Below are 25194 nucleotides of genomic sequence, written 5' to 3'. Positions count from 1 at the left end.
TTCCCGGCAAGGAAAGCACACCTTCAGCGTCGCGGAAGTGATGCTACGCAACTTCGAGTCAATCTGGGAAACCAGGAATGGCGCCGGACGCGCGCGAGAGTTGCAGTAAGCCGTTCGGTTTTCTCGAGCTTGCGCAAATATGGTGAGGACGCACCGCTCAGGTTCGGCAGCGGAAAACACCGCTCCCGAATCTCGCGGCGTAAGCCTGATCGGTAGATCCACGCTGTGCGAGCTAGACTAGCGTGCTGCGCGTAAATCCGACGCCATCGTCGTCGTGGCTTCGGCCCGTTCTGCCAGTCCGTCTTCTGTGGGCGTCGTCTTTCAGATCCTCTAACCCCACCGCCAACTGATTGATCTACCGCGATGAACGCTCCAAACCGTTGGCAGCGAATCTGGCGCTCGAACTTGGCGATCCGTATCTGCTGCCGGCCAACCAGCGCGCATTCTCCGACGCCTTCGCATCGTGGACCGTGAGGTCGGCGGATTTCCAAACCTTAGCAGCTCGACTGCCAGGGCGACTAACGAAACTCGCTATCAGTGAGCAACAGTCTTGGAGAAAATGTTGATCACCACGACACCGCAAATAATCAGAATGATCCCCAATATCGCAGGCAGGTCAAGCGGCGACCTATAGACGTGAACGCTCACCATAGCCGTCAGCACCATGCCGACACCGCACCAGATTGCGTACGTGACACCCAGGGGAATCAATTTGAGGGCATGGGAGAGAAAGAACAACGCGACAATAAAGCTGGCGATGGCAGCTGCAGTAGGTCCAAGCTTCGTGAATTGCTGTGTTTTTGGCAACAGCGATGAACCGATGACTTCCGACACAATACCCAATACGAGGGCGCCGTAAGCTGTGACCAGAGGGTTCATACAGTCATTTTCCCGGGCGACGCCTGAAAAGCCTTAGCACAAAGATGTGCAGCCATGGGGTACGGCATTTTCTCGGCAACAGCGAGGTCCATTCGATTGGGGAGCGCCATGGGAATCCCATTGTCGTGGTCCTAACTCACAAGTCGCTATGGTTCCGCCCGGTCGCCACCGCGGGTACAAGCGCCTTCAGAACATCAGTCATGTTGAGCGTACCCACCCGAACTCCGTCCGAGTGTACCGCGAAGGATTTGTCGGCGACGCCATGGGATCGCAGGATCGCCCGCTCCAAGGTCTCGTCCCCGTCCAGGACTTCATAGCCGTCGTCCTCGGTGATCGTCTTCTCCATTACCGATCGGACGCGAAGGACGCGTGCGCGGTTGATATCGCTGACGAAGTCTTCAATGTAAGGGTCGGCGGGGTTGAGGAGAATGTATTGCGGCTCCCCCTGCTGCACGATCTCGCCGTCCTTCAAGATCACCAGGTGGTCCGCAAGCTTGAGAGCCTCATCGAGGTCATGTGTGATGAATACGACGGTCTTCTGGAGGTCCTTCTGCAGTTCGAGGAGAAGGTCCTGCATGCTCGACCGGATGAGTGGGTCCAGCGCTGAATAGGCTTCGTCCATGAGCATGAGCTCGGAGTTCGACGTCAGAGCCCGGGCGAGGCCGACGCGCTGCTGCATGCCCCCCGAGAGTTGGTGGGGATACAGCGCCTCCGAGCCCGCCAGACCGACCCTGTTCAGCCACTTGCGGGCCGTCTCGTCGGTCTTTGCCCGTCCGTCGCCGCGCACCGAGCACGGCATACCGGCATTCCTTAGGACTGTCTCATGCGGCAGCAGCGCAAACTTCTGAAAGACCATCGACATCTGAGTGCGGCGCAGCTGCCGGAGCCTCGCCCGATCGAGTTTCATGATGTCCGTCCCGTTGACTATTACCTCACCCGCCGTGGGGTCGATAAGGCGGTTGAGGTGACGGATCAGGGTCGATTTTCCAGAGCCCGAGAGGCCCATGATCACCGTGATCTCGCCTTTTTTGATCTCAACATTAATGTCGCGCAGCCCGAGCACATGGCCGTGGGCCTGCAGCATGTCTTTCTTATGCATCCCCGACTTCGCGTAAGACACCATGGCCGGCGCATTGTTGCCGAAGATCTTATAGAGGTTGCGGATTGATACGAAACTCTCGGTCATACTCATGTCCGCGACTGGTGCATCTTGTTGACGCGCTGGAGGGCAGCCCGGCTGACCCGGTCGAGCACAATGGCGAGGAGAACAATGCCGAGGCCTGCGACGAGGCCGACGCCGAGTTCAAGTTTGTTGATACCTCGCAGGACAAGGGTTCCCAAGCCAGGCGCAGACACCAGCGAAGCGATCACGACCATGGATAAAGACAGCATGATGGTCTGGTTGATCCCCGCCATGATGTTCGGCAACGCGAGCGGCAACTGGACGCGATAGAGCTTTTGCCAAGAGGTCATGCCAAACGCCTCCCCCGCTTCCAGAACGTCCTTGTCCACCAGCCGAATGCCCAGGTTAGTGAGCCTGATAGATGGCACCACGGCGTAGAGAATGATTGCTATGCCGTAGAGCTTCGGCTCCGTGACACTGAACAGAAATATCAGCGGGATAAGATAGACGAAGGTGGGCAACGTCTGCAGCAGGTCTAGAAAAGGCGTCAGCCAACGCTCCAACCGATTACTGCGTGACATCGCAATGCCGATAGGCACACCGAACAGGACGCAGATGAACGTACAGACCATTATGATGGCGAGCGTCTGCATCGCGTAGCCAAAATGGTCAATGAACGCCAACCCAAGGAACGCCACCAGCACGAACATCGTCACGCCGATGCGACGCCCGGCAAAATGGGCGATGGCGACCAGGATCAGGATCGCGGCCCACCACGGAAGCATTTGCATGATGTCGATGGCGTTACGCAAGGCCCAACTCAATGGCTGCGTAACCGGATCCAGAACCACTTTGATGGGATCTTTCACATTCAGGAACAGGCGTTCCAACCCGGCAGTCATGTCGCGGGTGCGAGGGATGGCGCCGCAGGCCTTGTGAAGGGCGTCCAGGGATGGAAACGGGAAAGATTCGGTTTGGTCGGTCCCCGCGGCGCCAGTCTTTGCAAGTAGATCGTCCATCGACATGGGGCCACCGATGGCGGCGACGTCGCACCACGACCGCAGTCCCAGCGAGTCAAAAGCTCTTTCGTACGCTGCCATGTGTCGCCTTAAATCGCGGTACTCCGGCAGCCGGGCTCATCAGCGCGTGGCACCGGAATTGGACGAGAGGTGCTTGTCGACGTGCTTGAGGTTGCCAAATCAGTGAACAGCCCGTCACGTCCATTAGGTGCGGAGTCCAAGTGAAATGATGGATCTCACTTCAGGACTGCCGCAAGCTTTTCCTTGGCTTCGGGGCTGAGCCAGTCCGCCCAAATCGTTTTGTAGGTGGTCAGAAAGTGAACCGCAGACTCATCGGCCGAAGCCTTCTTGCTATCCTGCCAAGCCAGGATCTCGCTCATCTGCTCATTCGTGAAGGTGACCTTAGACATTAGCGCTGCTATCTCCGGCTCACGCTTCTCGAAATCCGTCGTCGCTGCCGTTACGACTTCTGCCGGCGGATAAGCCGACTTACCGGGTTTCTTGCAGGTTTCGACCGCGTTGCAGGCGTGGATCTCAGGGACGTACGGGCCAATGTCGACCTTGACCATCTTGTATTTGCCGAGCACGGATGTTGGACCCCAATAGTAACCGAACCAGGGCTGCTTGTTCTCGTTGGCCGCAGCTATCGCCGCTGCCAGCGTCTCTCCGGAGCCGTGATTAAAGACTTCGATGCCGTGGCTTTTCAGATCGAAGGCTTCCGCCAGATGGTCGTTGGTGATCTTACAGCCCCAGCCTTCGGGGCAATTATGGAATTTGCCGCCTACCCAGTCGGGATGCGCCAGAATGCCATCGATCTTCGCAAGTTCCGGATGTTCGTCCACCAGGTATTGCGGAACCCACCATGCATCAATGCCGCCGGGGGTGAGGACATGGCCCAACGTCTTGACTTTACCGGCGGCCAGCAATCCTGGATAAGCCGGCGCGCCGTTGAGCCAGAGTTCGGTCACGATGTCGGGGCGGCCGGTCTCTGCGACAGAGGTGACTGCCGTAGCCGTAGCCGATGGGACCACCGTGACCTTGCAGCCGTATCCCTGCTCCATCAGGAACTTGGAGACGGCGGTGACGATCGACCCCGAAGCCCAGTTCATCTCGGTAATGGTGACGTCGCCGCATTTCGCTTCGGCCGCGGACGCGGCGAGCGTTGCGATAAACACAGCGGCAGTAAGTTTAAGCGTGCGTGAGAGCATTGTCTTCTCCTGTTGGTTTTCCATTCCAGGCGATTCTACTCGGCGGCTAGAGGCTACCGGGCCGGTTCCCCACTTAGGAATTATAGGAATATCGAACATCTAACTAACGAATATAATTCGGGCCTGACATCGACTTTTTCGATGCCAAACCTAATGGTCGATGGCGAAGCGGGTCACGGCAGCCTCGTCGAAGGTGAAGCCTGTGCCGGGACGGACGGGTATGATGATGTCGCCATCCACGATCTTCATCTCTTCGCGGAACAGTGGGGCGTACCACGGCATGTGTTCAACGGAGATGCAATTGGCGGCAGAACCGGCAATGCAGAGGCTATGCTCGGTAAATATGTGAGTGGAAATCGGCAGGCTGTAAGCCTCCGCCAAGGCTGCAACCCGGCGCATTTCGGTCAGCCCGCCAATCCTCTGGAGGTCCGGCATCAACACATCTGCGGCGCGGGCCTCGATCGTGTTGCGGATACCAAAACGCGTCCACTCTGTCTCACCCGAGGCAATCGTCAGATCGAGCGCGTTGCGGACCTCGGCCTGGCCCACGAGGTCATGGACCGAGACCGGCTCCTCCAGCCAACCGATGTCGAGCTCCTCAAGCATCCTGCCAAGTCGGATCGCCTGCTTTGGCGTGAGCGCCTGGTTGGCGTCCGCGAGAAGTTCGATGGAGGGTCCAACGGCCTCGCGGACAGCCCTCACGCGTTCAAAATCCTCTCGCGGGTCGGCCTTGCCAACCCGCACCTTCATCGCCCGGAACCCCTGGTCCAGAAAGGTCGCCGCCTCATTAACCAGTTCGTCGATGTTCTGGGAAAGCCAGAGGCCGCCGCTGGCATATGTGCGAATGCGATCCCTGCAGGCCCCGAACAGATGATGGAGCGGCCGGTCCGCACTTTTGCCGATCAGATCCCAGCAGGCCGTGTCAAGTGCGGAGAGCGCCGAGATCGTGACGCCTGCATAACCGGTCGGGTTAATTTCGGACCAGATCGCAGAATTGATCGCCGTCACATAGTGAGGATCCTGGCCCACGATGCGATGCGAGAAGCCGCGCACCATCTCGTCGAAGGCTTTAAGCCGGACGGCGTTCAATGTGAAGATATAACTCTGGCCCACCAGCCCTACATCGGTTTCTAGATACACGAGCAGGCACCCGACGGAGCGCATATTATGAATGGCCGTGGTGATCGGATTGGCAAAAGGCACGTCCGTCAGTCGGGTCTTCAACGTGGTGATTTTCATGTCATCTCTCTGGCTTTGGACCGGAATTCAGGCGATCGTATCGCGCAAGGCTTGCACAGCGGTTTCGATAAATTCGGGCGCAATGACGTCAATACGAACGGCGACGAAGACTGTTCGTTGAAAGCGCGGAGCTCCCTCGACCAGATGCAGGCGGCCACATTTGACGTGCTGGGTCACGGACTCGGCCAGGAAATACCCGGAGCCGCCGTTAGCCAGGATATGATCCATTGCTACCGCTGAACTGCGGATAGTAAGCTTGTGGCTAAACACGCCAGGAAAATGCATGCTGTGCTGGGCTCGGAACGTTTCACCCCAATCCACGAAGACGTAGCCAGGAACAACGCCGCTTTGAACCGCACGTGGCTTGGTCGAAACCATCACGAGTTCTTCGCTGATGAGTGGCTCGATCCGTGCCTCCGCGCAATGACGTGGGTCGTAAAGCACAGCAATGTCGAGCAGTCCGGCTCGCAGTCTCTCCATAAGAATATCCGAGCGCTCGCTGATCGCGCTTGCGACGCCGTCCGGCAATGCCTTGGCCATGCATTCCAACCAGCCCGGCACGACGCGGGGCCAATGGTTATCCTCGACGCCCAAGGTGACGAAGGCATTAAGGCCTTCCGGCAGGGTGGCCACCTGCTGCCCGCGCTCCCAAGCGCGTACGATATTCACGGCGCTCGCATGGAACTGATGACCGCCCGTCGTAAGCGCCACTCCGTTGCGCTTACGGTGAAACAGTTGGCGGTTCAGCCTGCGTTCGAGCGCCTTTATCCTCGCACTAATGGTCGACTGGGTGACGTTAAGCTGGTCGGCAGCATGCTGGAAGCTACCGGCCGCGCCGACTTCTAGGAAAGCCCTGATGTGCTCGATGTTCAAGAAAATGACTTTCAAATCGAATTCTTCGATGTGACTCCGTAATTATATTCGTTTGCCACGTCAATCAGGGTGAGAAAGACTGCCTGGCCGAAAACCAGTCACAACAGCGCCTGCTCAGACATGCCAAAAACGGGCTGGCTGGCCACAACGGAGATATCTATGCGGATTGCATTCATTGGGTTGGGCAATATGGGCGGGCCAATGGCCAGCAACCTGGCACGCGCCGGTTACGAGCTTGCCCTGTTCGACCTCGATTCAAATAAGGTTGATGCCGTGCGGGCGACGGGAGCAGCGGCCGGCAACCATGCAATCTCGTCGGCCACCACCGCTGCCGAGGCGGCCTCCGGCGCCGATATCGCGTTCACATCGCTGCCAAACCCGAAGATCATCGAGGCCGTGGCGCTGTCCGAACAAGGCATTCTCGCCGGGCTGCCGAAAGCCTCCGTCTGGATCGACCTTTCGACCAACAACTTGGAGTGCGAGCGACGCATCCGCGCCGCTGCCACCGACCGGGAGATTGCGTTTCTCGATGCACCGGTTACTGGCGGGATTGAAGGAGCAGCTGCCGGAACCCTGATGATCATGGTCGGCGGCGACAAGCATGTGTTTGCGCGGTGCAAGCCGGTTCTGGAAAAGATTGGCAACCGGATCATGCATCTTGGCCCTCACGGAGCTGGCTACGTGGCCAAGATTTCGCAGGTCGTGCTTTGCTACCTAAACTCGGTGGCGCTGAGTGAGGCGCTGATGCTAGGAGTAATGGGTGGGGTTCCTGCTGCGACCATGCTCGGAATCATCCAAGGCAGCACCGGAGCGAGCTATGTCGCGGACCGCTACGGCCCGGCTATTCTTGACGGAAGTTACGATCCCGGCTTCGCGCTCGGCCTTGCACACAAAGATTTGGTCCTGACCCTGGAGCTGGCACGAACTGTCGGCGCCACGTTGCCCATGTGCGAACAGGTTGAGGCGATCTACAAAAAAGCCGTCGATCAGTACGGTTTTGACCAGAACCACCTCATGGCGGTGAAGCTCTTGGAAGAGCAGAATGGCACATTTCTCCGCTCCATTTGACAATAACCGATCGAAAGGAAAACCAATGGCACATGAGATGAAAGCCGAGGACTTCAGCGTCCAGGGCGGCCATGCGAACATCTCCAAGGAAGAGTGGGAAGCGCGAGTCGACCTCGCTGCCCTGTACCGTCTGGCGAATATTTACGGCTATGACGACCTGATCTGGAATCACATCACGATGCGGGTGCCAGGCACCGATCACCAGTTCCTGCTGAACCGCTTCGGCCTGCTTTACAACGAGGTCACGGCGTCGAACCTGATCAAGGTCGACGAGCAGGGTAAGGTTCTATACGGCCCGCCAGACGTCAATACCGCCGGTTTCGTCATCCATTCAGCAATTCACAACACCCATCACGACATGAAGGTGGTGTTCCACAGCCACGCGCCGGCCGGCCTGGCCATCACTGCGCTGCAGGATGGCCTTGAGTTCCTTACCCAGGATGGCTCGATGCTTTGGGGCGACATCGGTTATCATGATTGGGAAGGACTGTCCCTCACACTCGAGGAGCGGGACCGCCTCGCTAAGAACATCGAGGGCAAAAAATGCCTGATCATGAAGAACCATGGATTCCTCGCGGTGGGTGCTACCGCCGGTGAAGCCTTCATGAATCTTTATTACACGGTCCGTGCCTGCCGCGTGTTAATTGATGCCTATTCTACGGGGCTCAAGCTCGACAAGAGCCGTGAGGACATCTGGCGCCTGGCGCACCGCCAATATGACGATTTCCCGCTCGGCAAATATGAATGGCCCGCCCTGTTGCGCCAGTGCGACCGGGTTGATCCCTCGTACCGTTATTAATCGAACAGCTTGAATCCCCGGCAGGCACTGGCCGGGGTTTCCAGCGCCTACTCGTCTGCAGAAGCCTTGCACGGAGGTCGCATGGCCAGCCCTTGCATCCGCGCGAGCCTATTCTCCTCCCAGGGGCGCCAAAACCATGACCATCCTGTTGAACAACCATGGCTACGACAATGAAAGCTGGCGAAGGGAACTTTGCCGCCAGCTTCCTGAATTGCCTGTCAAAGTGTTCGGTGAACCGATTGATCCCAATGAGGTCGTCTATGCGATGGTCTGGAACCACCCCGCAGGTGACCTTAACCGGTATCCGAATCTCAAGGCAATTTTCTCACTCGGCGCCGGGGCGGAGCACTTCGTGGCAGATCCTACCCTACCCGACGTTCCCGTGATCTTGCTCGCGGATCCGGCCGTCGCCCGCGACATGGCGGCACACGCCCTCTATTGGGTACTGACATTTCACAGGCGTTATGCGGACTATCGATCACAGCAGAAGGACCGGATCTGGCATCGTAAGCAGATCGTCCCCACGAGAGAGTTCCGGGCGGGCGTGTTCGGTTTGGGTCGCATCGGCACGGAAGTCGCTAGCCGCGTTCGCGATTTTGGATACGCTGTCAGCGGGTGGGACCGCAGCGCGCGACAGATCGAAGGGGTCAACTGCTATTTCGGAACGGATTCCCTCCCAGAGTTCCTGAGCCGCATCGATATCGTTATCAACGCCCTCCCACTATCCCCGAAGACGCGGCACTTTCTCGATGAGAAAATATTCTCGGCCATGCCCCCGGGCAGCTTTTTTGTTAACATCAGCCGCGGCGCGGTCGTCTATGACGAGTCCCTGCTTGACGCTCTCGACCGCGGCCATCTCGCCGGCGCCGCGTTAGATGCATTCGCCCAGGAACCGCTTCCTCTGGAGCATCGCTATTGGACTCACCCGCAAGTGTACATCACGCCGCATGTGTCGGGGGCCACATTTGCATCGAGCGCAGTTGATGTAATCGCCAACAACGTGCGCCGTCTTGAGCGCGGTCTTGACGTCGTTCCGCTGTTCAACCGGGAGGCCGGCTATTAATACTATCGGAATAACGCCATGCCCTTGTTTAGGAGCGAAACCGTGTCAGGGCGTGTGTCGCCGGCGTTAGGTCGTGGCGTTTATACACCGAGATACCTTCCGGCCGAAAGATTGCGCGCTTCATGAGGCGCTATCTGATGCGTCTCGCGGAAACACCTCGAAAAATGGGAGGCAGACACGAAACCGCAAGACACCGCAATTTCCAAAACCGGCATCGACGACTGGGCAAGCAGGAGCTTCGCGTGTTCCAACCGCAATTCCCGAAAGTAGCGGCAGGGCGAGCGACCGAGGTCATTGCGGAACAGACGTTCAACCTGGCGCCGCGACAGCCCCGCAGCCGCCGCGAGGTCAGCCATGGTAAGCGGGGTAGCCAAGTTTCTCTGCATCAATTCGATGAGTTTCACGACCGTGGGGTTGATCCTGCCATGCTGACGCAGCAGCGGCAGTCGCTGACGTTCATCGCCAGTTCGGACACGCCCAGCCACAGCAAGCTCCCCAACATTGACTGCGACAGGCTCACCGCAATTCAGTTTTACAAGCTCGACCAACATATCGAAGGCTGCCGTGCCGCCAGCACAGGTCCAGATATCATTGTCGACCTCATAGACGGTCGCCGCCGCCTCTACGCGCATGAACCGCTCCTTGAAGGCCGGCAATTCCTCCCAATGGATGGCGCATTTGCGGTCATTAAGCATACCAGCTTTCGCCAAAGCAGCGACACCGCTTCCAAACCCGCCTATGGCGATCCTGCGCTGCCTGCATTCGCGCAGCCATGCGCTCAGCACTTTGGTTTCACGACCTTCATCAGGCTCATCCCCGCAGATCAGTGCCAGTGCGGGTCGTTCAAGCTGCTGCAGATATCTGCGTTCTTGGGCCAGGTCGGCGTCAGCCGCGACAACAATACCGCAACTGGCCCGCACGGCTTCGCCCCAGTGGGAAACCGTACGCCATCGAAAGGCTTCCCGTGCGGCCGCTTTGTTGGCGAGGCGAAAGACGTCCAGAGCAGACGACAGAGCGAGCAGTTCGAACCCGTGCGCCAAGTAAACGGCGACGGTAACTGGCTCATTGGCGCGAACGGACGCCCAAGCATCGCGGGACCAGTGGTGGACCATGTCAGACTCTCCGCCATGTTCTATCAGCGACACGGCATAACCGGCTCGCGCCCTATTTGAGCGATTGGGAACATCCGCGAAAGGACGTTTGCGTCGGCATGACAGTAGAGTTGCGACAAGGCCCCGGTTCACCCACGAATCAGGCATCAAGGCTTGCACGGGACTCTGCCCCCTTGTCTGTCGGGTTCCTCCTGCTCCATCGGTTTACCCTCGGCGCATTTGCCAACTTCGTCGATGTGCTACGCTTGGCTGCAGACGACGGAGACCGGAGCCGCCCAATCCGCTGCCAGTGGCGCATCATTTCACCCGACATGTCGCCGATCCTGTCCAGCTGCGGCGTTGCAATCTCACCCCATGAAAGGATTGGAGACCTTCGCCGCTTCGACTACCTGGTGGTTGTCGGCGGGGTTCTCGAAGAAGAAACCCTCCTGGTCGACACGCGCTTCGACGACCATCTTCGACACGCTGCCGAGGCAGGCATACCACTCGTAGGGCTGTGTACGGGCTCATTCGTTTTGCGCCGCGCCGGCCTGATGAACGGCTACAAGTGTTGCGTTAGCTGGTTCCACAACTCAGATTTCCTGCGACTTTTTGATGGCCTACAGGCCGTTTCCGACCAAATCTACGTCGTTGATCGAGACCGGCTGACCTGTTCGGGCGGCGCGAGCGCCGCGCATCTCGCCGCCTTTCTCGTCGAGAGGCATCTCGGCAAAGCCCTGGCCGCCAAAAGCTTGCGAATTATGATGTTCAACGAGGCGGCCAAGGGTGAGACGGCGCAACCGACCGGACGCCTTGAGGTTGTCGTTCGTGACGAAGTCCTGAAACGGGCTGTGCTGCTGATGCAACACCACCTGGAGGTCCCCCTGACCATCGCTCGCCTCGCCGGCAAGCTCAAGCTCAGCAGACGGCTGATCGAGCGCCGCTTCCGGTCAGAACTCCGTACCTCTCCACAGGCGATCTACACGCAAATACGGCTCGATCATGCACGTCATCTTTTGCAGAGAACGCCCAAGTCGATTTCCATTATCGCAGTGGAGTGCGGCTTCTGTGATGGGTCGCACCTTAGCCGGGTATTTCGCAGTTACTACCACAAGACGCCTCAAGATTTCCGGTCCGGGAATGGCGTATCGGCGTTATCCCAGGACATCTGCTAGGCATCGCAGATTGGGATAGCATCGAAGGCGTCACAGATCGGGACTTGCTTGTGACAAGGGGTATGAGCCTAAGGGATAGTCGTCGACAAAACCTCGCGACGCGCATCGTCTGACACATCAAGGATCACCGCATTGAGATCGAGATTGATGGCCTTTTATGCAGGCGATTGCGGCTCGACCAGCTCGGTTGAGCCTGATATGTCCCGTCCGCACCAGATTCGCTTGCTCGATCATATCCATTGCGGTGGCGGAAATCCTGGCTGAGGCGGGCAGCCCGGCACGGCTGATGCGCGTCGGCAAACGAGCCTGAGAGCGCCGGATCGCTCAGCCCACGCCACATCTAGCAGACAGCGGTTTCGCAGGACAGGTGTTGCCCGGGCAAACCCGCTCTGGCGAGCTAGCAATTCCCGGATCGCGTTGGATTCCTTCACGATTAGTTTAAATCGCACGATCGTTCCTCTGGATCCTGGTCTCGTCTGTGAAGGTGCATCATCGAGAAAGCCGATGTTAGACCGTAATTATATTCGTTAGTTAATGATCCGCTGGTGCGATATTCCTTGTTTTCGGTGCCTGCCTGCTCGGCGGCGAGAGAGCAGATGGCGGTCCGTGTCGAAAGTGCGCCCACGGCGACGTGCCGGATCAACCAAGGGGAAAGCGGCCCGCTGCAAGGGAAACCGCTCAAAGGAAAGGGAGGAACAGATCATGACTGATACCACAGGCAATGTGAATCGAAGGGCCTTTCTCAAGAACGGCGCAGTGCTCGGCGGGGGAGTTTTCGCCGCGGGCATGCCCTTGTCGCAAGCCATATGGGCGGCCGAGGGCAAGGTGCTCAAGGTGCGTTACGCTAGTGATATCGCCAAGCTTGATCCGGCTTTCTATTCGGGTCCGGTCGATGTGAACGTGGCGAACTGCATTTATTCGAAGCTCACATGTTACAAGCCGGGCTCCGAATGGGGCTGGGAGCTGGAAGCGGCAGAAAAGATCGAGCAGGTCGATCCCACCCATATCCGCTTCAGGTTGAAGAAAGGCATCAAATTTACGGGCAACTACGGTGAACTGACCGCGAGGGATGTCAAGTTCTCTTTCGAGCGCGTGATCAAGCACAATTCGCCGGTCAAGCCTGATTGGGGTTCGTTTGACCATGTTGAAATCGAAGATGACTATACTGGCGTGATCGTGCTCAAGTCGCCCTTTGTTCCGCTCTGGTACACCGCACTGCCCTTTGGCGTTGGCACTATCGTCTCCGAGAATGCCGTGATGAAGGCAACAAAGGACGGCGGTGATTTCGGGATGAAGCCGCCGGCTTTCTCCGGCCCGTATGTGCTCGCCGACTGGAAGCCGAACCAGTATGTGCTTCTGACCCGCAATCCGGACTGGTCGGGTCCGAAGCCTGGCTTTGACGAAATCCGAATTATTCCAATTACCGACGAGAAGTCGGCGGAACGGGCTTATCAAGCTGGTGACATCGATTTCACGCGTGTCAGTCTGGATTCACTTGCGACGTTCAAGAGCAATCCGCCCGCCGAGACCAAGATCGAAGATCATACTTCGCTCTATTACGCCTGGGTCGGCATGAACATGGATCACCCGAAGCTGAAGGACATTAATGTCCGCAAGGCAATCCAATGGGCAATCAATGTGCCGCAGATTCTAGAAGCCGCGTATGGCGGACAGGCGGAGGTTGCGACAGGCGTCATTCCTCCAGGGATCGTCGGGCACCGCGACAAGGCGCTCGTCCCACCGGAAGGCGATCTCGCCAAGGCCAAGGCGTTTCTGGACAAAGCGGGTGTCAGTGGTCTAACCCTGACAATCGACTGTACGAACGATAGCACTAATTCGACCATAGCCCAAACGGTACAAGCGCAATTGTCGCAGATCGGCATCGCGGTTGAGGTCAATGCCCAAGATTCTGGGTCGTTCTGGACGCTTGGCATGGAATCGGAAGGCGCGCGGTGGAAGGACGTACAACTCATTGTCAATGGTTTCTACAGTTTACCAGACCCGTATTACCCGGCGTCCTGGTTTGTGCAAAGTCAAGTAGGTGTGTGGAACTGGGAGCGTTTCCGAAGCGAGCGTTTTGACGAGCTCAGCGGTAAGGCGGTCACCATCAGCGACCCCAACGAGCGGGCGAAGCTTTACTATGAGATGCAGGACCTCATGGAAGACTCCGGCGCCTACCGGTTCCTGACCCATGGGGCCAATCCAGTCATGTTCCGCATCACACAAATGCAGGCCGCAACTACCCCAGATGGGAACCCGCTATACATCAATTTCAAACCAGTTTCGGCTTGAGTTGCGGGTCGGGCGTAGGTATGTGGTTTTATCTCTGTCGGAGGCTGGTCCTGGCGATCGCAATCATTGCGATTGCGGTGACGTTATTGTTTTTGATGATCCGAGCGGTGCCCGGCGATCCTGCCGCGGTTCTACTCGGCCCGCGGGCGACGCCTGAGATGAAGGCGCTGTTGCATCAGCAGATGGGGCTCGACAAGCCGCTTGTCGTGCAGATCGCTACCTTCTTCGGCGGGCTGCTTCATGGCGATCTCGGCTTCGACGTATTCAGCCAGAGGCCTGTTGCCGACATTGTCTTCGAGCAACTGCCTTATACGATCCAACTGATCCTGGTCTCCATCTCCTGTGCGGTTGCGATAGCCGTGCCGCTCGGTTGCTACTCGGCCATGCGGCGCAACTCCCTGGTCGACCAGGTGGCCGGCGTCGTGACGGTCGCCACAATCGCCATTCCTTCCTTCGTCGTGGCGGTTTACGCGCTGCTGATTTTTGCGGTGACGCTGCGCTGGTTGCCAGCGATCGGGGCCGGCAATGGCTTCTGGGATGGACCCATCCATCTCGTCCTTCCGGGCTTCGCAATAGGGATTGGCTGGGTCGGCTACATTTCCCGGCTGGTACGCGCATCCATGCTTGAGGTTCTCGGGGAAAACCATGTGCGCATGGCTCGCTCTTTCGGAATCTCGGAATGGCGCATCGTCGCGCGCTACGCGCTGCCTCTCGCGATCCTGCCGACCGTGACCATACTCGGGGTAGGGATAGCGTGGCTTCTTTCGTCGGCTGTCTTCATCGAGGTGGTTTTCGCGAGACCTGGCATCGGGGCTTTGATTGTCAACGCGGTCCATACGCGCAACTACCCGATTGTGATGGGCGTCGTGCTGGTCAGCACCTTCCTTATCGTTTCGGCTACGACGCTCTCGGATGTAATCAACGCGTTCCTCGATCCGCGAACCCGGGAAAAGCTCTGACATGGCGATCGTTGAAAGCATTCTTCCCGAAACCAACGATGCAATGGCTGCCGAAAGCTCTCGCACCTTTTTGCGGCAGTTTCGACAAAACCTTCTGGGCATGCTCGGAGCAGTTCTTGTCATATTCATAGCAGCAACCGCGATCTTCGCTCCGCTGATGATCACGCATGATCCGATCAGAATCATGGTCGGGCCGCGTCTTGCTGGCCCTTCACTCGATTTTCTGCTGGGCACGGACCAACTGGGCCGTGATACATTCTCCCGCGTCGTCATGGGCGGCCGCATCCCGCTCCTCGTTGCCTTCGCCTCTCTCGGCAGTTCACTGGCAGTCGGTCTAGTCCTTGGTTTGATCGCGGGCTTCGGTCCCCGCTGGCTCGACAATTTGCTACTGCTTGTCTTCGATACGATCCGGTCGTTTCCGAGTATTATTTTCGCGCTGGCCATGATCGCCCTTCTGGGACCAAGCTTAGCGAGTATTATTCTCGTCATCGCGATAACGTCCATGCCCATTTACGCGCGTGTGGTGCGCACCCAGACGGAAGCGCTGCGTAGCAGTGAATATATTGCGGCAGAGCGCAGCATGGGGGCCGGAACAACGCGCATTCTCGCCGTGCACGTACTCCCCAATGTCCTCGGCCCGCTTCTCATTCTGGTGAGTATGGACGTGCCGGCCGTCATCGCCGTAGAGGCGGGTCTCAGCTTTCTCGGCATGGGCGTGCGGCCACCGACGCCCGATTGGGGAGCTATCCTCAACGACGGCTATAGCTACATTAACCAGACCCCTTGGCCGGTGATAGCTAGCGGCATCCCGATCGTCCTCGCAACGCTCGGCTTCACGTTCCTGGGCGAAGCGCTGCGCGACATATTCGATCCAAAATTGCGGAAAGACCTATGAGACGCAAAGATCCGAAAACGCAGCTCTCGTCAAGCCGCGCGCTTCTTGAGATCCGTGACCTAAATCTCGATTTCGGCACGCCGCGGGGGCGCGTCCATGCCCTGCGCAATGTGTCGCTCGATGTGCCAGCCGGACAGGTGGTTGGCATCGTCGGAGAAAGCGGATCTGGAAAATCGACACTCGCCTACACAGTGATGGGCCTACTTCCAGAGAATGCAGATGTGACATCCGGCAGCATTCTGTTCGAATATAAAGACCTGCTCAAAATGCCAACTCAGGCGCGTCGGGGACTGCTTGGCGATCATCTTTCGATGATCTTCCAAGACCCGATGACCGCACTCAATCCCGTGCGGACCATCGAGAGCCAGATGATCGATGTCCAGCACCACGAGCAAGGAAGCTGGGGCGAGAAACGCGCCCGTGCCATCGACATGCTTCAACGGGTCGGAATTCCCGATCCGCAAAGCCGTATCGGCGCCTATCCGCATCACTTCTCAGGTGGCATGCGTCAGCGCGTTTGCATTGCCATGGCGCTTCTTGTGAAACCGACGCTCCTCGTCGCCGACGAGCCAACCACTGCGCTCGATGCAACACTGGAAGTGCAGATCATTCATTTGCTCAAGGATTTGCAAAAAGAGATCGGTTGCTCTGTGCTGTTCGTTTCCCATCATCTCGGTGCGGTTGCTGAGCTGTGCGACCGGGTCGCCGTGATGTATGCTGGGGAAGTGGTTGAGCAGGGAGCTGTCCGGGACATCTTCCATAATCCTGCTCACCCCTACACACGCGCGCTGCTGGAGTGCGATCCCGGGCGGATCAAAAAAAGCACGCGCACTTTGCCGACCATTCCGGGCGAGGTGCCCAGTCTCCTAGGCACCAAGGTAGGGTGTATCTTTCGGACACGTTGCCGGCAAGCGTTCGATCGCTGTGGGCAAGAGAACCCGGTCGAGTACCGCATCGGCGTAGACCAAGTCGCCCGATGCCATCTCCTCGACAAAGAACTGTTGGTTTCGGTATGAGCGCGCTGCTCCGGGTTGAGGACCTGCGGGTACGTTTCCGCACTATGGGTCCGCTTAAGGCGCTCGCAACCGGGACGAGAGCCCCTTTCATTGACGCGCTATGTGGTGTGTCCTTTGAAATCCGCAAGGGCGAGACGCTGGCCCTTGTCGGTGAAAGCGGCTCGGGCAAATCCACTATCGCGCGCACGATCATCGGCCTGCAGCGGGCTGTGAGCGGCAGCATCAGCTTCGATGGGCAGGAAATTGAGGAGCTCAGCGGGGCTGAACGCAAGCCCTATTTGCGGCGCATGGCGATGATGTTCCAGGATCCTATCGGCTCACTCTCGCCGAGGCTGACAGTGCGATCGCTTCTCACAGAGCCCTTTCGCATCCATGGGCTAAAGGATCGCGATGTCGAAGGGGAAGCGGAGCGACTGCTTCGAATGGTCGGCTTGTCGGCGGAATTTGCTCGTCGCTACCCCCATCAGCTCTCCGGTGGTCAGGCCAGGCGCGTTGGTATCGCGCGTGCTCTTGCGCTAAGTCCGGACTTGCTTATTGCCGACGAGCCGACCGCAGGCCTCGATGTTTCGGTGCAGGGCGAGGTGCTCAATCTTCTCGCGAGGCTTCAAACCGAACTTGGCATGGCGATCCTGATCATCACTCACAATCTCAATGTCGTACGCCACATGACCGATCGCATGGCGATCATGTATCTCGGCCGCTTTATTGAGGTCGGCGCGACCGAGCGTATTTTCGATCAACCGCGACATCCCTACACCGAGGCGCTGCTTGCGGCCAATCCTGAGCCTGACCCAGATGCGGTGCTCAACAGGACCGAGCTCAAAGGTGAGGTGCCGAGCCTCATGAGGCGGCCATCCGGCTGCGAGTTCCACACCCGTTGTCGTTACGCGCAGGATATCTGCAGCCGCGTCTTCCCCGAACCTTCAGCGGGCCAAGAGGATAAGAAGCACAGCTTCAGATGTCATTTTCCGATTGCGGGGGACATCCTCCCGACCTCGGAACGTCCCAAGCTCTCTATAGGCAAAACGCGCTTCCGCTAGCGCGCCCATTTGTCTCTGCCATCGGTGATCTGAAGATAGCAACCAGAACGCTGACGAAGTGACTCGTACACTTCCAAGGATCCCGTGAACTTACACCAACTGAAAGGCCGACTGAATGTTGCTTGCCTCAATCCCAAATCCCGACCTCTTTACTGGTAGCGACAACAAGCCACGTTGGGCCTCGCCCGACCACCGCCGCCATGGCTGGCACAACCTCCACAGGCTCGCCCGCTACAGTCTTTCCTTCCGCGCACCATCGGTCTTTCCATTGTTAAAGCAGCTTGATTGGGCGATCGGGGCTCGGCCCGAGGTCGCGCGTTTCCTCGCGATGCAGCATTTCTCCGCCTTCGTCGTGGTCAAGGGCAACCACGTCCTATATGAGGCCTATGCCCCCGACTTTGGTCCCGATAGGACGCAAAGCATTCAGTCAGTGACGAAGACCACGCTGAACCTTATGCTCGGCCGCGCAGTCGCCGATGGCTTGGTGGATCTCGACGAGCGGATTGGCACTTACTTGCCAGAGATCGGCACGGGCTACGCGGAGGCGACTGTCAGGGCAACAGCCGATATGAATGTCGTCAATGACTTTACCGAGGACCTCAGCGATCCCAATACGAAGTGGTGGTCCATGGAACGCGCCATGGGCTGGCGACTGCCGCCGGAGGGCGAGAAGGAGGGTACAATCCGCTCCTTCCTCTGTGGGATCACCAGCGACGATGTTGTGAACCGCACCGGACAGTCGCTCTACAAGTCGACCAACAGTGAGATCATCGGCTGGGTAATTGAGCGTGCTAGCGGCCGGCCGCTGCGGGAGTGGTTGATCGAAAACGTCGAGGCAGCCGGTCTTGAGGGATGCTTGCACATTACGTGCGATCGCGAGGGCGTGCCGCTGCTCGACGGCGGTGCTTGTCTCTCTGCTCGCGATCTGGCGCGCCATGGTCTGCTCTTCGCCCGCAAAGGCGAGGGTGTTGACGGTCGCCGCGTAGGCAATGCCGACTTCATTGAAGACACCCGTCACAATCCTGGGCCTTCTTACGGACAGAAGTCACTTCGCTATAGTCGCCAAATGGTAACCGACGGCACCTGGCTCGGCCACGGCGGTTGGGGCGGTCAGTACATGGTTGCGAATCCAGATACCGGAACTGCCGTTGTCTACTTAAGCGTGCTCGAGAACTGGAGCGCCTGGGACTGCAACTTCGCTGACCAGCTCACGGCAATGATGGCTGATCTTGCTGCAGAGTTGTGAGCTGCTCGGCATCTCGCACTGAAGGGCGGAGGTTTCACGTTCGACGCCCAACGGAATAACCTTCGCGGGATTCAGCGGCGGACGTAGGAAAACCGAGAGTGTGTTCAAAACTGGGCGGATTTGCCCCAATGCACAAAAAACGAACATCGGTAGGGCTGTATCTGTACGCCGGCAACTTGGCTCAGTCGAGCAAGATTCGGCGATTAGGCTTCGATGTTGTGAGCTGGTCAAATTCATGGAGGCGTTGGTACCGAGGATGGGAGAGTAATTGAGATGGGCCTGTTTGTCGAACCGCTTCCAAGCGAAAACCGGCTGCCGTCGAAAGTTGACGTAGTTGTTGTCGGTGGCGGGATCGTTGGCGCGAGTGCGGCGCTCTTTCTGGCGAAGCGTGGCGTTAAGGTGGCGTTATGCGAGAAAGGGAATATTGCAGGGGAGCAGTCCAGTCGCAACTGGGGCTGGGTAAGGCAGGGTCAGCGTGACCCTCGAGAATTCCCTCTGATGATCGAAAGTCTGCGTCTCTGGGAACGCATGAATGAAGATCTGGAGTCTGAGTCGGGATTCCGCCGAGCCGGTATTCTATTCGCGTCCGATAGCGATGAGAACATTGCCCAAAATGAGGCATGGCTCGATGAGGCGCGTCAGCATCAAATCGACGCTCGTATGGTTTCTGGCTCAGAGCTTCAGCGACTTACACCCGGAGCGGACAAACGCTGGAAAGCCGGGCTTTTTTGCGCAACCGATGGGCGGGCCGAACCGCACCTGGCTACGACCGCGATCGCATTAGCTGCCCGCCGCAGTGGAGCTTCGGTGCTCACTAATTGTGCTGTGCGTGGATTGGAGTTGAGCGCCGGCAGTGTGTCTGCCGTCATCACCGAACATGGCCGAATTTGTTGCTCAACTGTCGTAGTAGCGGCGGGTGCGTGGTCTCGTCGCTTTCTCAAGGATCTCGATATAACGTTGCCTCAGTTGAAAGTCTTAGGAAGTGTGATGCGCACATCTCCGGTCGAGGGCGGCCCTGAAGCGGCGCTCTGGAGCACCGAGTTTGCGTTGCGCAAACGCATTGACGGCGGCTACACTATTGCCAATGGACACGCCAGCGTCGTCTCGATTGTCCCCGACAGTTTTAGATTCTTCGCCAACTTCTGGCCAGCCTTGCGATCGGATTTTAAGAACTTGAGGTTGCGCGTCGATGATCGATTCATAAAGGAATGTTCGGAATCGCACCATACACCGCCCGACCGAATTTCGCCATATGAGAGGACCCGCGTCCTCGATCCAGCGCCAGATAAAGCAAGTCTGCGTAGAACGTTCGAGCGATTGAAGAAGGCGTTTCCGGTCTTTGCTTCAGCCACGGTTGTTCAGCAATGGGCGGGGTTGATTGATGTGACCCCTGACGCAATCCCAGTCATCTCACAGGTTGATGCTGTCCCGGGTCTCATAGTCGCGACAGGATTTTCTGGCCATGGTTTCGGCATAGCTCCGGGCGCGGGGCGCTTGGCTGCTGATCTCGTCAGAGGCACTCCCCCCGTCGTTGATCCCACGGACTTTCGTTTTTCTCGGTTTACCGATGGGACGCGTGTGAGACCGCTAACGGGCGTTTGAAGGGAAGACATAAAATCGGGAAGGTGCTCGCGCAGAAACGGGCTGCTTCATCTTGCAGAAGCAGAACTCTAACGACGCAATACGGAGGAGGCCTCAAGGAGGGAACGATCAAAGTTGCAATTTGTTCTACGACATTTCCGGCGCTTCTGTGCGTCGCGCCGAAAAGATGAAGCGACACTGCCGAGCAAAAGATCTTTCAAAGGCCGTCATTTCGACCGAGCCTGCGCGATCTGGAGGAGATGATGGCCGAACGCGGCCTGAACGTCGACCATTCGACCGTGCACCGCTGGTCGTTCACTTCTCGCCCCAGCTTCTGGAGCGCTTCAACGGGCGCAAGCGCGCCCTCACCGGCAAGTGGCACATGGACGAGACATGCATCAAGATACGCGGCGAACGGATGTATCTCTATCGTGCCGCTTCTTCCAGAAAGCCCTGGAGCGCCACGGCAGACCGGATCGCATCTTCATCGACGGTAGCCCGACCAATCATGAGGCGATCATTTCCTGCGACGCCGAACTACCGTCTGCGGAATCGATCGCGACGAGCGCTGAAGCCGATCCGCTCCGCAACAGCAAGTACCTCAACAATCGAGACCGAGCAGACCATCGGCACATCAGCGCCGCGCTGGGTCAACGCTCGGCTTCAAGTCGATGGCCGGTGCCTATGCCGTCCTTTCCGCGTCTCGAGATGGTTCACATGATGCGCAAACGGCAGGCAAGGGGCGATATCGTCGCCGAGTTAAGCGGCGCCGCGGCGGCCGAAGATCTTGCAGCGGTGCCCGGGCGCGCGCGGCAACGAAGGCTGTGGAGTTGCACCGAGAAGCGCTCGTTGGTCGACATGGCGGATGCGGCGGGGTCATCGGTGACCGAGGTCGCGGAAGCATTCGGCGTAGCTCCGTCACAGCTCTATGCATGGCGCAAGCAGATGGCCGGCGGCGAGCTTGATGCCGATCGGGCGATGGCGATCTTCGCACGGATCGACGTGAGCGATCGCCAGGTGTAGAACGCCCCGTCGCCGATTGCCCGAACCCAGCCTTGCCGAATTCGCCGATGCTTTTCCGAGGCAGCTTTCCGGCGGCATGGCGCATCGCGTCGGCATTGCCCGGGCACTCACCGTCCAGCCCGAAATCCTTGTGCTCGACGAGCCGCTGGGGGGCGCTGGACGCCATGACCAAGATCGCATGCAGGAGGAACTGGCGCGCATCTGGAGAGAGGAGAACGTCACCATGGTGATGGTCACCCATGACCTGGAAGAAGCGATCTATCTAGTCGACCGGGCGCTGATCCTGCCCAAGGACAAAGGCGGCGCGGCGCGATTGATCGACATCGACATGCCTCGCGATGCCGTCAGCAACTCCTGCGCGCGCTCATCAAGGACGTCGTGGCGGACGTCGATGACGAAGCGCGCGATGTGATACTGACCATCTACTGGCATGGAGCCCAGCACTCGCAGGTGCGTGTGCGCAAGCCCAAATCCGGCGAGCATGGGCAGCATACGCCCGAAGAAGCCCTGGCGATCATGCGAACCATGGCAACGCGATGGTCGGATGCCGAAATCGCCGCCACACTCAACCGCATGGGCATGAAGACGGGTCAGGGAAAGACCTGGACGGCGCGACGCGTCCAATCCCTGCGCACGTGCACAAGATCAGCGGCTATCGGTCTTCCGACAAGAACGGCGAGTGGCTTACCATGTCGGACGCGGCCGCGAAGCTTGGCGTGTCGCACGTCAAAATCCGCCGGTTCGTCAGGGACGGCATATTGCCAGCCGAGCAGGTCATGCGCGGCGCGCCCTACCAGATCCGCGCCAGCGACCTTGAAGATGAACGGATCAAGGCCGATTTGGCGCGCAAATCTCCGCGTATCATCAACGACGATAATCAGAAATCGCTGTTTCCCGCCATTTGAAGAGGGGGTGCATAATGAATCAGTCTTCGCTCTCGGCAGAAAGTCCTGGCTGTTCTGCGGTTCCGATCGCGGCGGACAGCGCGCTGCCGTTCTCTACAGCCTGATCGTCGGCGCCAAGATGAACGATATCGACCCGCAGGCCTGGCTCGCCGACGTCCTCGCCCGACTGCCCGCCTATCCGGCCCATCGGATCGATGATCTGCTGCTGTGGAATTGGAGGTCCGCAAAACTGCGGACCCAACCAGCTGCCGCCTGATCATGCAGCGCAATAAGGTGCATCACGTCTACACCGTCGGCCGTGTCGCCAGCGACCTCGGCGTCAGCGAAGCGCTCATCCACGAACTGACCCTCGGTCTCGAGCCGGAGGACGGCGTCATCTGGGTGTACGGCACCAACGAGACGACGGGATCTTGGCCTTCACCGATGAAGGCATCGAGGAGGTCAAACTCCTCCTAAGAATATTATCGCGTCTCCCCATCAAAAACTTGACGCCAGCACTCCGGTGCTCAGGTCCTCATGGCCGCCGGATACGCACGTCTGCGGCCTTCAGCGGATGCGTACGTTGCGTCTGTCGTTCGCTGAATGGAAAGAACTGTCTGCGGAGGCACATCTCCATCATGCAGGGCCAGAAGATGATCGCCGACTTCCTTGTCCGCCGACGTGAGCCGATGATTTAGGCGGAGAAAATCCATCCATGTCGGCGTGCGGAATGTCTCCGTCCAAAGCGAGGGCGTTTGAAGGTTTCGCTGAAGCGTCCAGTTTCGAGCACCGGCACGGCTCTGAACATGACGCCGGGTCCGCATGTAGCCCAGAAAGGCGTCAATGTTCTCCTCAGGTATGGAATACTCGGTTTTGGCAACGATAGGGCCACTTCTCGGTTTCAGATCGAATGCCAGTTCCGGCGGATGGAAGCCGGAACTCTCTTGATCCGTTTCTTCCCGGGGTCCCACCGGCAACACTATTCCCGCAACTGCCACCAGCAACAGGGCTAGTGCGGCGCCCTCCAAAGCCCATGTCAACGAGTAATTCTGCGCGACAGAACCCCAGATCCAGCTGCCGGCTGCCATACCGCCGGCGCTCAAGGCGTAGTAGATCGAGAGCGTGCGGCCAACAACCCACCTAGGGCTTGCCAGCTGCACCGACAAGTCAATGCCCGTCCAAGTGACTAGCCAACCCGCCCCACCGAGCGCTAACGAAATGGCCGCCGCGGCAATCGAAGAAGTAACTGCAAGGCAAAGGCAACATGCTGCACAAGCGACGGACGCGAACGCCACCAGCCTGTTTTGAGACGTGATACGCCTTAGGTAGCTGTTGCTCATGCCAGCGATGAAAGCACCCATGCCGAAACTGGCTAATAGGACGCCATAGGCGATTGGGCCGCACTTCAACTGATCCCGGACGACGAGAGGGAGCAGCGCAAAGATCGCTATACTGGTCACCCCGAAAAGAGCTGCTCGGGCGATCGCCGCCCTGATCTCCAAGGACATCGCCGTGAAGCGCACGCCGTCATGAATTGCCGTCGTCATCCTCTCGCGAGGGAGAGGAGAGGAGCGGACTTGCCATTTGGTGCGCCATATTGCGCTTAGAGGGATTAGATCACTGAGCGCAGCCAAGGCGAAAGCGGCCAGAGGTCCGAAGAAGGCCATGATCACGCCGCCCAAAGCCGGTGCGATGCTGCGCACGATGTTGTACCCGACCGACACAAGCGTCACCGCGGCGGGAATGTCGCGCTTATCGAGGATATCGCCGACGGAAGCATGCCAAGCCGGATCGGTTAGCGCAAAGCCGCAGCCGGCCAGGAAACTCAGTCCGAGTATGAACCAGGGGCTGACAAACCCCAGCCCGACAGAAATCATCAGCGTCGTCGATGCCGATGCTATGAGGCAGTGGCCCGCAAACATCACCCACCGGCGGCTGAAATTGTCGGCGATGGCTCCGGCAAGGATCGAGAGGAAGAACACCGGCAATGTCGAGGCAGCCTGAACAATCGCAACCATCAGATCGGAAGCCGAAGTAGTTGCCATCAGCCAGCTGACGGCAACCGTTTGCACGAGCCAACCCAGGCTGGATATTTGTGTGGCCGTCCAGATCGTGCGAAACACCGGGTTCCGAAATGGAGCGAGCGTTGCTGAAATAGGCAGCTGGTGATCTTCGCGCTGCATGATGTCTGACTGCCTTCGACTAAGCGTTCACTTCGGTAACGGTTGCTGGAGTAATGTGACAAACAAGCTGAAATTGAGAGTGCGGTCGCGTCCAAAGACTTCAATTGTTGATGGCAACCACAGCTGAGGGTTCTGTCGCAAAACGGAATGGCAACCCATATCTGGCACGAAGGCCTCTCTTTTTTCGGGGAGCTCGCTTGCTATGTTCAAAGGCCGTCATTTCGACCGAGCCTGCGCGATCTGAAGGAGATGATGGCCGAACGTGGCCTGAACGTCGACCATTCGACCGTGCACCGCTGGTCGTTCACTTCTCGCCCCAGCTTCTGGAGCGCTTCAACGGGCGCAAGCGCGCCCTCACCGGCAAGTGGCACATGGACGAGACATGCATCAAGATACGCGGCCAACGGATGTATCTCTATCGTGCCGCTTCTTCCAGAAAGCCCTGGAGCGCCACGGCAGACCGGATCGCATCTTCATCGACGGTAGCCCGACCAATCATGAGGCGATCATTTCCTGCGACGCCGAACTACCGTCTGCG

The 25194-nt window shown here is 58.4% G+C and carries 21 protein-coding genes and 5 pseudogenes; 18 read left to right on the top strand and 8 right to left on the bottom strand.

Annotated features, from left to right (window positions below; all coding sequences use genetic code 11):
- Nucleotides 1–534 precede the first annotated feature (534 nt).
- The 6 genes from EN885_RS31785 to EN885_RS31760 form a co-directional block, all read right to left on the bottom strand.
- Nucleotides 535–879: an SMR family transporter gene (locus tag EN885_RS31785; RefSeq protein ID WP_128244152.1), complete on the bottom strand. Its 345-nt coding sequence runs from the start codon at nucleotides 877–879 to the stop codon at nucleotides 535–537.
- 136 nt (nucleotides 880–1015) lie between these two features.
- Entirely contained in the window at nucleotides 1016–2071 is a 1056-nt protein-coding gene (locus tag EN885_RS31780; protein ID WP_196815426.1) for a betaine/proline/choline family ABC transporter ATP-binding protein, read from the bottom strand.
- The gene (locus tag EN885_RS31775; protein WP_128244153.1) at nucleotides 2068–3102 is read right to left on the bottom strand and encodes an ABC transporter permease subunit; all 1035 of its coding nucleotides are present in this window, start codon (nucleotides 3100–3102) and stop codon (nucleotides 2068–2070) included. The genes EN885_RS31780 and EN885_RS31775 overlap by 4 nt, the downstream gene beginning before the upstream one ends.
- Nucleotides 3103–3257: 155 nt before the next feature.
- Entirely contained in the window at nucleotides 3258–4229 is a 972-nt protein-coding gene (locus tag EN885_RS31770; RefSeq protein WP_128244154.1) for an ABC transporter substrate-binding protein, read from the bottom strand.
- Between the two features lie 150 nt (nucleotides 4230–4379).
- On the bottom strand, nucleotides 4380–5468 hold the full coding sequence (locus tag EN885_RS31765; protein WP_024505666.1) for a mandelate racemase/muconate lactonizing enzyme family protein: 1089 nt from the start codon (nucleotides 5466–5468) through the stop codon (nucleotides 4380–4382).
- A 27-nt stretch (nucleotides 5469–5495) separates the two neighbouring features.
- Entirely contained in the window at nucleotides 5496–6356 is an 861-nt protein-coding gene (locus tag EN885_RS31760) for a LysR family transcriptional regulator (RefSeq protein ID WP_050580551.1), read from the bottom strand.
- A 144-nt stretch (nucleotides 6357–6500) separates the two neighbouring features.
- On the opposite strand from EN885_RS31760, the gene EN885_RS31755 reads away from it, so the two are divergent.
- From EN885_RS31755 to EN885_RS31745, 3 genes are all read left to right on the top strand, one after another.
- Nucleotides 6501–7409: an NAD(P)-dependent oxidoreductase gene (locus tag EN885_RS31755; protein ID WP_127295375.1), complete on the top strand. Its 909-nt coding sequence runs from the start codon at nucleotides 6501–6503 to the stop codon at nucleotides 7407–7409.
- Nucleotides 7410–7434: 25 nt separating this feature from the next.
- A complete protein-coding gene (locus EN885_RS31750; RefSeq protein ID WP_127295373.1) occupies nucleotides 7435–8208 on the top strand; it encodes a class II aldolase/adducin family protein in 774 nt (257 codons plus the stop codon).
- Between the two features lie 136 nt (nucleotides 8209–8344).
- Complete coding sequence (locus EN885_RS31745) at nucleotides 8345–9271, top strand: glyoxylate/hydroxypyruvate reductase A (protein WP_024505670.1); 927 nt, start codon at nucleotides 8345–8347, stop codon at nucleotides 9269–9271.
- 80 nt (nucleotides 9272–9351) lie between these two features.
- On the opposite strand, the gene EN885_RS31740 is transcribed toward EN885_RS31745, so the two are convergent.
- Nucleotides 9352–10416: a GlxA family transcriptional regulator gene (locus EN885_RS31740; RefSeq protein ID WP_245265425.1), complete on the bottom strand. Its 1065-nt coding sequence runs from the start codon at nucleotides 10414–10416 to the stop codon at nucleotides 9352–9354.
- 140 nt (nucleotides 10417–10556) lie between these two features.
- Here EN885_RS31740 and EN885_RS31735 point away from each other — a divergent pair, with 140 nt between their 5' ends.
- The 14 genes and pseudogenes from EN885_RS31735 (at nucleotide 10557) to EN885_RS31675 (ending at nucleotide 22950) form a co-directional block, all read left to right on the top strand.
- Nucleotides 10557–11537 carry a GlxA family transcriptional regulator gene (locus tag EN885_RS31735; RefSeq protein WP_245265426.1) on the top strand — a complete coding sequence of 327 codons (981 nt, stop codon included), beginning with the start codon at nucleotides 10557–10559 and terminating at the stop codon, nucleotides 11535–11537.
- A gap of 702 nt (nucleotides 11538–12239) precedes the next feature.
- Nucleotides 12240–13829, top strand: a complete 1590-nt coding sequence (locus EN885_RS31730) for an ABC transporter substrate-binding protein (RefSeq protein ID WP_128244155.1) — start codon at nucleotides 12240–12242, stop codon at nucleotides 13827–13829.
- Between the two features lie 20 nt (nucleotides 13830–13849).
- Complete coding sequence (locus tag EN885_RS31725; RefSeq protein WP_024505673.1) at nucleotides 13850–14788, top strand: ABC transporter permease; 939 nt, start codon at nucleotides 13850–13852, stop codon at nucleotides 14786–14788.
- Nucleotide 14789: 1 nt separating this feature from the next.
- Nucleotides 14790–15683 (top strand): ABC transporter permease, encoded by an 894-nt coding sequence (locus tag EN885_RS31720; RefSeq protein ID WP_206616876.1) that lies wholly within the window; start codon nucleotides 14790–14792, stop codon nucleotides 15681–15683.
- Nucleotides 15680–16699: an ABC transporter ATP-binding protein gene (locus EN885_RS31715; protein WP_024505675.1), complete on the top strand. Its 1020-nt coding sequence runs from the start codon at nucleotides 15680–15682 to the stop codon at nucleotides 16697–16699. Before EN885_RS31720 ends, EN885_RS31715 begins: the two co-directional genes overlap by 4 nt.
- A complete protein-coding gene (locus tag EN885_RS31710; protein WP_128244156.1) occupies nucleotides 16696–17739 on the top strand; it encodes an ABC transporter ATP-binding protein in 1044 nt (347 codons plus the stop codon). The genes EN885_RS31715 and EN885_RS31710 overlap by 4 nt, the downstream gene beginning before the upstream one ends.
- Before the next feature lie 115 nt (nucleotides 17740–17854).
- Nucleotides 17855–18985 carry a serine hydrolase gene (locus EN885_RS31705; protein WP_024505677.1) on the top strand — a complete coding sequence of 377 codons (1131 nt, stop codon included), beginning with the start codon at nucleotides 17855–17857 and terminating at the stop codon, nucleotides 18983–18985.
- A 273-nt stretch (nucleotides 18986–19258) separates the two neighbouring features.
- On the top strand, nucleotides 19259–20587 hold the full coding sequence (locus EN885_RS31700; RefSeq protein WP_128244157.1) for an FAD-binding oxidoreductase: 1329 nt from the start codon (nucleotides 19259–19261) through the stop codon (nucleotides 20585–20587).
- 221 nt (nucleotides 20588–20808) lie between these two features.
- A pseudogene (locus EN885_RS34500) lies at nucleotides 20809–21307 on the top strand (DDE-type integrase/transposase/recombinase); the annotation flags it as partial.
- Nucleotides 21284–21589, top strand: a complete 306-nt coding sequence (locus EN885_RS34910) for a transposase (RefSeq protein ID WP_024505894.1) — start codon at nucleotides 21284–21286, stop codon at nucleotides 21587–21589. The pseudogene EN885_RS34500 and the gene EN885_RS34910, both read left to right, overlap by 24 nt.
- A 31-nt stretch (nucleotides 21590–21620) precedes the next feature.
- A pseudogene (locus tag EN885_RS31690) lies at nucleotides 21621–22001 on the top strand (ATP-binding cassette domain-containing protein); the annotation flags it as partial.
- A pseudogene (locus EN885_RS31685) lies at nucleotides 21926–22494 on the top strand (helix-turn-helix domain-containing protein); the annotation flags it as partial. The pseudogenes EN885_RS31690 and EN885_RS31685, both read left to right, overlap by 76 nt.
- Nucleotides 22495–22522: 28 nt before the next feature.
- A pseudogene (locus EN885_RS31680) lies at nucleotides 22523–22750 on the top strand (transposase domain-containing protein); the annotation flags it as partial.
- Nucleotides 22751–22752: 2 nt separating this feature from the next.
- Nucleotides 22753–22950, top strand: coding sequence for a hypothetical protein (locus EN885_RS31675; protein WP_348631657.1), 198 nt, complete (start codon nucleotides 22753–22755; stop codon nucleotides 22948–22950).
- Nucleotides 22951–23000: 50 nt separating this feature from the next.
- On the opposite strand, the gene EN885_RS31670 is transcribed toward EN885_RS31675, so the two are convergent.
- A complete protein-coding gene (locus EN885_RS31670) occupies nucleotides 23001–24656 on the bottom strand; it encodes an MFS transporter (RefSeq protein ID WP_127295363.1) in 1656 nt (551 codons plus the stop codon).
- Nucleotides 24657–24887: 231 nt separating this feature from the next.
- On the opposite strand from EN885_RS31670, the pseudogene EN885_RS31665 reads away from it, so the two are divergent.
- Nucleotides 24888–25194 (top strand): annotated as a pseudogene (locus tag EN885_RS31665) (IS6 family transposase); the annotation flags it as partial.

It is taken from the genome of Mesorhizobium sp. M6A.T.Cr.TU.014.01.1.1, assembly GCF_004022765.1.
Lineage (GTDB): Bacteria > Pseudomonadota > Alphaproteobacteria > Rhizobiales > Rhizobiaceae > Mesorhizobium > Mesorhizobium mediterraneum.
Note: the sequence above shows the minus strand (reverse complement) of the source record. Positions and strands in the feature narration are given on the sequence as shown.